This is a genomic window from Cupriavidus sp. 01L45, assembly GCF_056399885.1.
Genome location: NZ_JBFTSG010000081.1, coordinates 19,044 through 30,593, shown reverse-complemented (window position 1 = coordinate 30,593; position 11,550 = coordinate 19,044). Strand labels below are relative to the sequence as shown.

Genomic DNA, 11,550 nt, shown 5'->3' with positions numbered 1-11,550 from the left:
GTTTCGTCGTCAGGCCCCGGGTTCTAACAGACTCGTGCCGTTACCGATTCAGAGCACCACGACCCGGCCAATGCCCAGGGATTCGTGGTGGTGCCCCCGGTAGCGGAATTCCAGCCCATTCGCCCATCTGCCGTTACCGGCGCGAATCGTCACGACACATCACGTCGTRACGGTTTCGTGGTGGGGTGGGCGCGGTGGTGAGGTCATCGGCTTATCAATTCGGTGCCACCGCGCCCACGACGAAGCTTGAGACGCTGGCAACTTCGTTGCCGTTTTTTCTGCGAGCACCACGAAGTTGCAGGCCCCCCATTTTTGTCGTGGGCGCGGTGGCACCGGAATGCTAGGACGAAGAACTTCTTCACCGCGCCCACCCCACCACGAAACCGTTACGGCGTGATGGATCGTGATGCTCCGAGCCGGTACCGGCAGATGGGCGAATGGGCAGGGAGCCGCTACCGGGGGCCTTACTACGGAACCAGTGTCATTGACGGGATCGTGGCCATTCGAATTGGTAACGGCATGAGGCCACTAGAACCCGGGGCCTGACGACGAAACCATTGGGCTACGCAACCCTGACACGCCAGCCTCCTGCAAGGATCGCTTTCTTTTGGTTACTTTTCTTTACGAGTAAAGAAAAGTGACACCTCCGTGTGCGAAAACGGCCAACCCCGCACAGCCGCGACAGCAGCTAGAAGCGCTAAAACCCCGCCCACCCACGCCACTCTGCATCAGCAGCCAGAAGCCCAAATCCAACCTCCCATCACCCCTCCCTCAACCGATACTTAAGAATCTTCCCAGCCGCACTAGTCGGCAGCATCTGCACAAACACCACCTCCCGCGGCACCTTATAGTTGGCCATATGCCGCCGCGCCCAATCAATCAGCTCATCGGCACCAACCTTGCTGCCATGCCGCAGCACCACAAAAGCCTTCCCCGCCTCGCCGAGGCGCTCGTGCGGGACGCCTACCACCGCCACCTGCGCAATCGCCGGATGCGACACCAGCAGCTTCTCGATCTCGGCCGGATAGCAATTGAAGCCCCCGACGATAAACATGTCCTTGATACGGTCGGTGATCCGCAGGTTGCCACGCACGTCCAGCGTGCCGACATCGCCCGTGCGCAGCCAGCCGCCCGCATCGATCGCTTCCGCGGTGGCTTCCGGCAGCTGGAAGTAGCCCCGCATCACGTTGTAGCCGCGCACCGCCACCTCCCCGGGTTCGCCTGCCGGCACCGGCTGGCCGTCGCTATCCAGGCAGCGCAGTTCGACACCGGGCATGGCGCGGCCCGACGTCAGCGCCACGAGATCGGCATCGTCTCCGGCGCGGGTCAGCGTGGCGAACCCACACGATTCCGTCAGGCCATAGCCGGTGAAGATTTCGCGAAAGCCCAGTTCGCGCTGCATGCGCTGGATCAGCACGGGCGGGATCGCCGACGCGCCGGTCACCGCGACGCGCAGCGAGGACAGGTCGAATTCCCGCAAGCGCGGATTGTTCAGCAGTGTCTGGTAAAGCGTCGGCGGGCCGGGCAGCACCGTGATGCGCTCGTTCTCGATGCGGGTCATCACCGCCTCGGCATCGAACACCAGGTGCGGCAGGATGGTGGCGCCGCTGACCAGCGCCGCCAGCCACCCGGCCTTGTAGCCGAAGGTGTGGAAGAAGGGATTGACGATCAGGTAGCGGTCGCCGGCCTCCACGCCGGTGATCGAGGCCCAGCCATGGATGGCCTGCAGGTTCTGCGCATGCGCGGTCATCACGCCTTTTGGGCGGCCGGTGGTGCCCGAGGTGAACATGATGTCCATCAGGCAGTCGCCGGTCACGGCACGCTCGCAAGCTTGGAACTCCGCCTCGCTGGTCCGCGGCGCCAGGGCCAGCAAGTCTGCCCATGCAAGCTCATCCGGCGCCATCTGCCGCCCCACGCGCCCGCGCAGCACCACCACGCGCTCCAGCGTGGCGGGCCGGTGCGGCGCCAGCATTTCCGGATAGCTCTCGCCGAGGAAGTCGTCGATGCAGAACAGCACCCGCGCGCCGCTGTCGGCCAGGATCGCGCCGGCCTCCATGCCCTTCATGCGGGTATTGATTGGCACCAGCGCCGCACCGATGCTGTGCGTGGCCAGGGCGGCGACGATCCATTCCGACAGGTTGGGCGCCCACACGGCGACCCGGTCGCCAGGCACCACGCCGAGCGCGAGCAGCGCCCGTCCCGCCTCCGCGCGCAGCGCGTCCAGCGCCGTGAAGCTGAGCCGCAACCCATCCTCCTGGATGGCGATGCGCGCGCCGTGGCGCGCGGCGGCCGTGCGTACCAGCTCCGGGATGGTGGCGGGAACGGCCTGCCCCGCCCTGGCGGCGTCGGCCAACCCCCGGGCGGTTTCGATGGTGTCAGTTGTCATCATGTCAGTCGGGAAATTTCAGGTGCAGTTCGCTGCCGGCCGCGCGGGCCTGGCAGGCCAGGGTCCAGCCGGCCTCGCGGTCGGCGGTGTCAAGCACATGGTTCTCGCCCAGCGTTGCCTCGCCGTGCGTCACCTGGCACATGCAGGCGCCGCACAGGCCGGAGCGGCAGGAGTTCGGAGCCGCGATGCCAGCGCGCAGCATGGCGTCGAGCACGGTTTCGCCCGCCTGCGCGTCGAGCCGGTGGCGTACGCCATCCAGCTCCACCTCCAGCGCAGCCGCAGCGGAAACCGGCGGGGCCACTTCTTCGGCCTGCCCTGCGGCGGGCGGCGGCGCGCCGAAGCGCTCCACGTGAATCCGCTCGCGTGCCACGCCAAGGGCCTGCAAGGCGGCCTGGGCACCGTCCATGAACGGCCCCGGCCCGCAGATAAAGCAGTCGGCGTGGCCCCACGGCGAGGCCAGCGCTTCGAGCTGGGCCTGCGAGGGCGGCCCTTGCACGCTGTCCAGCCAGTGGATCACGCGCAGCCTGTCCGCGTGGCGCGCGGCCAGGTCGCGCAGCGCATCGCGGAAGATCACGCTGCGTTCATCGCGGTTGGCGTAGATCAGCGTGACGTTGCCGCCATCATGGCGCAGCGCCGCCTTGGCGATCGACAGCACCGGCGTGATGCCGCTGCCGCCGGCGAACAGCAGCAGGTCGCCATCCAGGCTGCGGGGCGTGAACACGCCCGCGGGCGGCATGACGTCAACCGTGTCGCCAGCCCCGAGCCGGTCGCAGATCCAGTTGGATACGCGACCACCGCGCACGCGCTTGATGGTCACCCGCAGCGCATTGTCGACCTGGGGGCTGCTGGACAGCGAGTAGCAGCGCTGCTGCGCGGCGCCCTCCAGCGGCACCTTGAGCGTCAGGAACTGGCCTGGCCGGTAGGCGAAGGTATCGCGCAGTCCTTCGGGCAGTTCGAACACCAGCGAGCTTGCCTCGTCGGTTTCGGCCACCACCTGGGCGATGCGCAGCGGGTGGAATTGCGCTTGCACCATGATGTCCGCGATCAGGCGATGCCCATGATGGTCTGCGCATTGTCGATGCGCAGCTCGGCGCCGTTGACGTAGCGCGACTCATCGGAGGCCAGGAACAGCACCAGGTTTGCCACGTCGCCGGGCAGGCACATGCGTTGCATCGGATCGCCGCCCGCCTGCTCATGGGTGGCCGGGGCGTCGGCCGCGCCCTGCATCAGGGCAGCCGTCATCGGCGTCAGGATGCCGTCCGGATGCACGGAGTTGCAGCGGATCTTGTAGCCGCGCTGCTTGCAGTAAGCCGCCACGCTGCGGGTGAGCGCGGTGACAGCACCCTTGCTGGCGCTGTAGGCGCAGAACATGCTCATGCCGCCCAGCGCCGCCACCGAAGACATGTTCACGATGACCCCGCCGTTTTGCTTCATCGCGCCCACGCCATACTTGCAGCCCAGGAAATAGCCGTCGGCATTGATGCGCATGATGCCCTGCCATTGCTCCAGCGTGGTGTCCTCCACCGAGCCCAGCGCCAGCACCGCGGCGTTATTGACCAGCACGTCCGGCGTGCCGAAATGCTCCTGGGTGCGCTGCATGACCTGCTGCCAGCCGGCTTCGCTGGCGATATCGTGGGGCACGAAGATGGCGGTGTCGCCAATCTCGCGCGCCACGGCGTGGCCGGCCGCCTCGTTCAGGTCGGTCAGCACCACGCGCGCGCCTTCGCGCGCCAGCAGCAAGGCGTCTTCCTTGCCGACGCCGCTGGCGGCGCCGGTGACGATGGCGATCTTTCCTTCAACTCGGTTGCTCATGGCTTGTCTCCTTGGTGTGTTCGTCGATGTGTTCATTGCGGCCCGGCTGGTCCGCCAGGGCTGCCAGGGCTGCCAGGGCTGCCAGGGCAACGAGATGGCGCCCGGCATTGCGCCCCGACCAGATACAGTCGGCGAGCGAAAGGCCGCTCACATAGTGATTCGATGCGATGCCGACCGCGGTGCGGCCGACCGCGTACAGGCCCGGGATCGGCGCCGCCTGGCCGCCGGCTCCTTCCGCCAGCACCTGGCCGCACGTCTCGTCCACGCGCAGGCCGCCGAGGGTGATGGCGGGACAGGGAAATGCGCGGCTATGCGCGGAGATATCGATGGCCAGGTAGGGCCCGCGTTCCAGCGATGCGCACATCGCCGCGGATTTCCCTGCGGGGTCGGGCAGCTCGCCGCGCGCCGCCGCGTTATAGGCAGCCAGCGTCGCCAGCAATGCCGCGCGCGGCATGCCCAGCTTGTCGGCCAGCAACGCGATACCCGGCGCACGCGTGGCGCCGAACAGCATCAGCATGATGGCGGGCACGCGCTGGAAGGCCCAAAGGCGTCCGGTGACGCAATCGCGCAGGGCCGCGCGCGCCAGCCCGGCGTTCAGGATCAGCCAGGCGCGGCCGCCGTGCTCCTCGCAGATGGCGTGGCCCAGCCGCGCGCCGTAGACTTCCTCGTTGCCGATGCGCGCGCCTTGCGCGTCGACCACGCAGCCACGTGCCCAGTCGAACGGCGGATTGATGAAGCGCCACGCGGAAACGCGCTCCAGGTGGCGCGCCGCCGCCCCGACCGACAGGCCGAGGCGGATCCCGCTGCCATCGCAGCCGGTGGTGCCCAGGCGCCAGTTGCGGCGGTACTTGGGCGCATGCGCGGCCACCATGGCCGGGTTGAAGATGAAGCCGCCGGTGGCCAGCACAACGGCGCCGGCACGCACTGCACAGGGCTGCGCGAAATCGTCTTCCAGCTGCGTCACGCGCCGGCGCAAGGCATCGGCCAGCGCCGGGGAAAGGTTGTGCAGGCGCTCGGCCCAGCGCGCCAGGCGGGCATGCCGGCGTTGCAGGCGGCCCGGCGGCAGGCGCCGGAGTTCCACGCCAATGACGGTGCCCCGTCCATCGACAATCAGGCGGCGCGCCGCCGCGTGGCGTATCACGTCCACCCCGGCCTGCGCCTGCACCGCGCGCCGCAGCACGCCGTACAGCACGTGACCGGACATGCCGCTGCCCTTGCAGCGATGGCCGCGCGGCGCCGGCTCCGCGTGGCGCGCGTACTCCGCCACGGCCTCGTTGCCCGAGTAGTAGAGGTAGTAGTCCTGCGCGGGATACGAGGTCTTGCGTGGCGGCACGGTGGCGGCAAAGCGCGCGCCCAGCTGCTCCAGCCAGGCGATCATGCCGGTGCTGCGCTCGCAGAATGCCTGCAGCGTGCCATTGCCGACCGCGTCGCCAACCTCCTGCCGCAGGTAAGCCGCCATGGCCTCTGGCGTGTCACGGTAGCCGGCGGCCCGCTGGTATGGCGTGCCACCGCCGGCATACACCACGCCGCCGCTCCTGGCGCTGGCGCCGCCGCCTTCGAAGCGCTCAGCCACGATCACGTCGAGCCCGCCCCGTGCGGCTTCGAGCGCCGCGCAGGCGCCGGCCGCGCCGAAGCCGATCACCGCCACGTCGCAGCGGGCATCCCAACGGTAGGCGCCCGGGTCGGCGACGACCAGCGGCGGCAATACCGCGTTGACCCCGCCGCAGGCGGGATCAGAAACGGGATCGGATGCGGGATCGGGAACGAAGGCGTTGGCGGTCATCGCGCAGGCTCCGGCACTGGGTTCACGTCACGCCGCCCGCAGGCTGGCCAGCGGCGCCGAGGTGGAGTAGGCGCCGTCCACATAGACCAGCGGCGCCACGTCGCCGGCCAGCCGGACTTCGCGCAGGCGGCCGATAAAGACGGCGTGGGTGCCGTAGTCGAAACGGCCGTCCTGCTCGCAGATCAGGTTTGCCTGAGCATCCCGCAGGAAAGGCACGCCCAGCGGGTCGGCCTCCCACTGGCCCGTGGTAAAGCGGTCCTCGCCCTTGAGCCGGCCACTGCAATCGACAGCAATGTCGCGATGATCGGCCGCCAGCAGGTTGACGCAGAAATCCACCCCGGCATTGAGGGCCGGGTAGATCGAGGCATTGCGATGGATGCAGATCAGCAGCGAAGGCGGGTCCGCGGACAGCGAATCGACCGCGGTGACCGACATCGAATAGCGGCGCTCGCCCTCGCGGCAACTGACCACCGCAACCGAGCGCGCCATGCGGCGCATTGCCATCAGCATATCGTCGCGCAGCGACGGGGAAATAGTCTGGTTCATCATGCCTCCTGCCTGTGTGATGGTATTAGTCCGCTTGGCCCTGCCCGGCCGCCCCGCCCGCCAGCACATCGGCGGCGATCAGGCCGAAGGTCATGGCCGGCCCGATGGTGGAGCCCGCGCCCGGATAGCTGGCGCCCATCATCGAGGCGCTGGTATTGCCGATGGCGAACAGCCCGTCGATGGGCGAGCCGTCCTCGCGCAGCACGCGGGCGCTGGCATCGGTCGCCAGCCCGCCCTTGGTGCCAATATCGCCAGCGTCGATGCGCACCGCGTAGAACGGCGCGCGGCCGATCGGCGCCAGGCACGGATTGGGACGGACCTGGGTGTCGCCGTAGTAGGTATCGAAGACGTTGTCGCCCTTGCCGAAGTCCTCATCCACGCCTCTCGCCGCAAAGCCGTTCATGCGCTCGACGGTGTGCGCCAGGCCGCCCGGGTCGATGCCGGCGAGCCGCGCCAGCGCGTCGAGCGAATCGGCGCGCAGCAGGACGTCCGCGAAGGGGGCCGGGATGCGGCGGTCCGGCATGACCGAGCCGGGCAGGATCGGCCCGCAGGGATACTTGCGGCGGAAGGTGGCATCGAACACCAGCCACGCCGGCACGCTGCAGCCCGTCCGCTCGTGGTCGCGGTACATCGCGGGCACGAACTCGGAGTACGGCGCGGCCTCGTTGACGAAGCGCCTGCCCTGCCCGTTGACGACGATGCAGCCGGGCAAGGCGCGCTCGACAAAGATCGCGCGCTGCTTTTCCTCGCCGCCGACCTTCACCGTTGGCGCGCCCCATACATGCGACATCAGCTCCAGCGCCGCGCCCGCGCGCTGCGCGGCCTGGATCCCGTCGCCGGTGTTGTGCGGCGGCGTGGCGCTCCACTCTGCCCGGCTGGGATGCGGCAGGTATTGCTCGCGCATGGCCTGGTTCCGCTCGAAGCCGCCCGCGGCCAGGATCACGCCGCGCCGGGCTTCGATGCGTACCTGCGCGCCATTGCGCCGCGCCAGCACGCCGGTGACGCGCGCCGCGCCACCGTGCTCCTCCACCAGCAGGTCTTCCAGCGCGGTATCGAGCCACAGCGGGATGCCGCGCTTCATCATGGCGTGGCGCAAGCCGCCCACCAGGCTGTTGCCGAGCGTGAGCCGGCGGTCGCGCGCGGTGCGGCGGCGCCAGCCGAGATCCAGCCAATAGCGCCCGAACTGCCGGGCCGCCACGCCCAGCCAGCCCCGGCTCTTGCTCAGCATGGCGTGGGCCTCGGCGGAGGTCACCGCCACCCGGCCCGCCACCAGCGTCCCCGGCGAAGGCGGCCGCAGCCGCGCGAACTCCTCGCCCAGCTGCGCGCCGTCGAACGGCATCGGATCCAGCGCGCGATATCCGGGCAGCGCGCCCGGCAAGCGCTGGAAGTAGTCGGCGTAGCGCGGCAGCGAGTAGTAACGCACCGCGGTGCGCTGCTCCAGGTAGCTAAGCATGCGCGGACCGTGCTCGAGGTACGCGCGCAGCTTGGCGGGCGTGGAGCGGCCTTCGGTGCACGCTTCAAGATAGGTAAGCGCGGCGTTGTAGCTGTCGCTGCCGCCCGCTTCTTCGATATGGTGGTTGAGCGGGATCCAGATCCCGCCGCCCGAGACCGCCGAGGTGCCACCATACAGGCCGCTCTTCTCCAGCACCACCACGGACAGGCCGCGATCCGCCGCGCGGCAGGCGGCCAGCATGCCGCCCGCTCCTGAGCCGACCACCACTACATCAAACACCGCGGTGCCGCCTGCCTGCCCTGTGCCCTGGTTCATGTTCCGCTCCACGCCGGCCTCAGATAAAGAAATCGGTGTTGGCGCGGCCCATCATCACGCCGCCCAGGTTCTGGCCGAAGCGATCCAGGTTGTTGGCGTAGTGGGCACGCGCCGCATGCAGGTCGAGGAAGCGGCGTACCAGCGGATTGGTGACGTAGATACCGTTGCCGCCGGCGTAGCGCAGCAGGCTGTCGGCGAGTTGCGCGCACCGCTGGGCGACCTGTGACGACTGGTAGCGGAAATGCAGGCGGCGCGCCGTATCGAGCTGCTCGCCCCGGTGCGCCGTGGCCATCAGCTCGTCGAAATTGCGGCGCAGGATGGTACGCATCTCATCGATGCCGGCCGCCGCGTTGGCGCAGGCGAGTTGCGCGCCGCCGTCCTCGGCCGTCCTGCCGCCGCTGTTGGCGCTGACCCGGCCATCGGCATAGGCGATGAAATCGTCGAGCCCGCCTTCCAGCGCGCCGATGCAGGCCGTGCAGACGGCACGCACGAAGATCTGGGCGAACGGCAACTGGTACAGCGGCGCCTGGTTGAGGGACAGGCCCGGGCTGGTGCCCATGGCGCCGTCGACGGCGCTGTGGGTGCGGTATGCCGGCACGAACACGTCGTCCACCACGATGTCGTGGCTGCCGGTGGCGCGCAGGCCCAGCACATCCCAGTTGCGCACGATGGTGTAGTCGCTGCGCGGCAGCAGGAAAGTGCGGTACTCGGGCGCCGCGCCGGCCTGCTGCGGCGGCACCAGGCCGCCAAGGAAGATCCAGTCGCACAGCTCGCTGCCGCTGGAGAACTTCCAGTGCCCGGAGAAGCGGAAGCCGCCGTCCACCGGCACCACCTTGCCCACCGGCATATAGGTCGAAGCGATCAGGGTGGCGTTGTCCGCGCCCCAGACGTCCTGCTGGGCCTTGCCGTCGAACAAGGCGAGCTGCCAGTTGTGCACGCCCACCACGCCATAGACCCAGGCGGTGGACATGCAGCCCTTGGCCAGGGCCATCTGGATGTCGAAGAAGGTCTGCGGGTCCAGCTCATGCCCGCCATAGCGGCGCGGCTGCAGAACCTTGAAGAAGCCCGCGGCCTGCATGTCGGCCACGGTTTCGGCCGGGATGCGCGATTGCGCCTCGGCCTGGCCGGCGCGCTGCGCCAGCACCGGGATCATTTCGTGCGCGCGGCCGATCAGTTCGGCCGCCAGTCCTTCGGGGTAGTTGTCTCGATGCACCGCCATCTCCTCTTGCCGGCCACCGGGCCGGTCTTGTCGTGCCTTCATGCTGGCATCGCCGCTGCCCCGCGCCATCGTCCGAGGAGACTAGTCGCGCAGCAGCGATGGTCCGATGGCTCGCTCAGGCGAGYGCGCGCAGCTTGCGGCCCTGGGCGCGGAAGTGCGGGATCACGTGCTCGCCGATATTGCGGATGGTTTCGAGCTGGGCCCATTGCGGCACCGTGCCCATCTGGCAGATGAACAGGATCTCGTCGGCCCCGGCGTCGATCAGGCGCTGCACATAGCCGATGCAGTCCTCCACCGTGCCGTAGGCATGGTTGGGGTTGAGCATCATCATCGACGGATCGCTGAAATCCACCGTGACCTTCTCCGAGGCGAAGCTGGTCTTGATCACGGCCTTGCCTTGCGCGTCCTGCTCGGTGATGTTCTCCACATCCCAGCCTTCGGGATTGGGGCGCTCGCCGCCGGCATACCAGTACCCCAGCGACTCCATGAAGTAACGCTGTCCCTTGATGCCGATCTTGCGCGCCGCCACGCCGTCTTCCAGCACGATGGTCGGACACAGGGCGGCAAGATGCTGGTGAGGACGGAAACCAACCTGGTCCTTCGCCTGGCGCGTCTCGTAGGCTTCGCGATAGATAGCATTCTTCTTCGCCACGTCTTCCGGGCCGCCAAAGCCGAGCACCAGCGCACCCATGCCGCGCGCGCCGGCACGCTTGAGCGTATCGGCGTTGGTGCAGGCCAGATACATCAGCGGGTGCGGGTCCTGGCGTGGCTTGGGATGGATGGGGCGGCGCGGAATCTTGATGAATTCGCCATCGTGCTCGATCTCGTCCTGGGTAAGGATCTTCGGGATCAGGTACATCGCCTCGTCGATCATCGGGTGCAGGGTTTCGAGGTCGTAGCCAAAGGTGCCCGCCTCCTGCTGCGTACCGCCCTTACCCACGCCAAAATGCACGCGCCCGCCGGAGAGAATGTCGAGCGTGGCCACGCGCTCGGCTACCTTGACCGGATGGTTCATCGCCGGCGGCAGGCAGACCACGCCGTGGCCGATGCCGATGCGGCGCGTGCGCCCGGCCACGAAGGCCAGGAAGGTCTCCGGCGCGCTCATGTGCGCGTAGTTGGTCAGCGCCGTGTGCTCCACCGCCCAGACGACATCGAAACCCATGTCCTCGGCGAGTTCCACCTGCTCCATGATTTCGTCGAACACCTTGTGGTCGCCGGCGCGCGACGCGTCGACAGTCTGCGCTTCGTAGATCAGCGAGAATCGCATTGCAGTCCCCTTCCTTTACATTTGGTTTTCAGGCCATCGGCCGGGAGCGCCGCCGCGTTGTCGTGGCGGGCGGCGCCATCGCCGGCACCGTCATTGCTGGCCTGCGTGACTGCAGTGTGTGCGGCCGGGGAAAGTGCGGCATCGTCTGATTGGATTATGCGCGGCGGCACCGTGTCCCTATCATGTCCAGGACCACTCACCACCTGCACATGGATACGCCGTCATGAAGATTCCTCCGCCGACTCCTCCGCGTCGCCAGACGCTGCTGGCCGCCCTGCCGACAGGCACCGCCGCACCCGCCCGCGCGCTCGACATCCTGCTGTCCGACGACGACGGTGATCAATCGCTCAATATCTGTGCCGTGTGCCGCCAGGCGGCGTCCGCCCGCTGACAAGGAGCGACAGCATGCAATCCAACCTCTTGCTTTACCCGGTGGACGATATCGATGCCGCCCTGCCGTTCTTCGAGCAGGGCCTGGGCCTGGCGGTGAAGTTTCGCGATGGCGGGCGCTATTGCGCGCTGGACGCCGGCCCCATCACGGTAGCGCTGGTGGCCGGCGAGGAGCGGATGGTCTCCCAGCCCGCGCTGGCATTCCGGCTGGAAGCCGGCGAGGATATCGCGGCGGCGATCGAGCGCCTGCTGGCGGGCGGCGCGCGGATCGCGCAGCCGCTCGCCAGCGGCCCGCACGAGTTGCGCGCGGTACTGACCACGCCGCAGGGATTCCCGCTGGTGGTCAGCGCCAAGCCCGCCAGGCCGGCGAGCTAGCGCG

General features: G+C 68.5%; 10 protein-coding genes. 2 read left to right on the top strand and 8 right to left on the bottom strand.

What is annotated here, in order from left to right:
- Positions 1-760: 760 nt before the first annotated feature.
- The 8 genes from AC1DT6_RS37035 to AC1DT6_RS37000 all read right to left on the bottom strand — a co-directional run bounded on the left by AC1DT6_RS37035 (position 761) and on the right by AC1DT6_RS37000 (position 10,781).
- Entirely contained in the window at positions 761-2,389 is a 1,629-nt protein-coding gene (locus AC1DT6_RS37035) for a FadD3 family acyl-CoA ligase (protein ID WP_441636204.1), read from the bottom strand.
- A gap of 1 nt (position 2,390) precedes the next feature.
- The gene (locus AC1DT6_RS37030) at positions 2,391-3,419 is read right to left on the bottom strand and encodes a 2Fe-2S iron-sulfur cluster-binding protein (RefSeq protein WP_441636202.1); all 1,029 of its coding nucleotides are present in this window, start codon (positions 3,417-3,419) and stop codon (positions 2,391-2,393) included.
- Between the two features lie 11 nt (positions 3,420-3,430).
- On the bottom strand, positions 3,431-4,198 hold the full coding sequence (locus AC1DT6_RS37025; protein ID WP_441636200.1) for an SDR family oxidoreductase: 768 nt from the start codon (positions 4,196-4,198) through the stop codon (positions 3,431-3,433).
- The gene (locus AC1DT6_RS37020; protein ID WP_441636198.1) at positions 4,182-5,981 is read right to left on the bottom strand and encodes an FAD-binding protein; all 1,800 of its coding nucleotides are present in this window, start codon (positions 5,979-5,981) and stop codon (positions 4,182-4,184) included. The genes AC1DT6_RS37025 and AC1DT6_RS37020 overlap by 17 nt, the downstream gene beginning before the upstream one ends.
- Positions 5,982-6,008: 27 nt before the next feature.
- Positions 6,009-6,527, bottom strand: coding sequence for a flavin reductase family protein (locus AC1DT6_RS37015; RefSeq protein WP_441636208.1), 519 nt, complete (start codon positions 6,525-6,527; stop codon positions 6,009-6,011).
- A 25-nt stretch (positions 6,528-6,552) separates the two neighbouring features.
- Positions 6,553-8,295, bottom strand: coding sequence for an FAD-dependent oxidoreductase (locus AC1DT6_RS37010; RefSeq protein ID WP_441636196.1), 1,743 nt, complete (start codon positions 8,293-8,295; stop codon positions 6,553-6,555).
- A 19-nt stretch (positions 8,296-8,314) separates the two neighbouring features.
- Entirely contained in the window at positions 8,315-9,508 is a 1,194-nt protein-coding gene (locus tag AC1DT6_RS37005; RefSeq protein ID WP_441636206.1) for an acyl-CoA dehydrogenase family protein, read from the bottom strand.
- Between the two features lie 121 nt (positions 9,509-9,629).
- A complete protein-coding gene (locus tag AC1DT6_RS37000; RefSeq protein WP_477102759.1) occupies positions 9,630-10,781 on the bottom strand; it encodes an LLM class flavin-dependent oxidoreductase in 1,152 nt (383 codons plus the stop codon).
- A gap of 223 nt (positions 10,782-11,004) precedes the next feature.
- Here AC1DT6_RS37000 and AC1DT6_RS36995 point away from each other — a divergent pair, with 223 nt between their 5' ends.
- On the top strand, positions 11,005-11,172 hold the full coding sequence (locus AC1DT6_RS36995) for a hypothetical protein (protein ID WP_441636192.1): 168 nt from the start codon (positions 11,005-11,007) through the stop codon (positions 11,170-11,172).
- A 14-nt stretch (positions 11,173-11,186) separates the two neighbouring features.
- On the top strand, positions 11,187-11,546 hold the full coding sequence (locus AC1DT6_RS36990) for a VOC family protein (protein ID WP_441636190.1): 360 nt from the start codon (positions 11,187-11,189) through the stop codon (positions 11,544-11,546).
- The last annotated feature ends 4 nt before the right edge of the window (positions 11,547-11,550 follow it).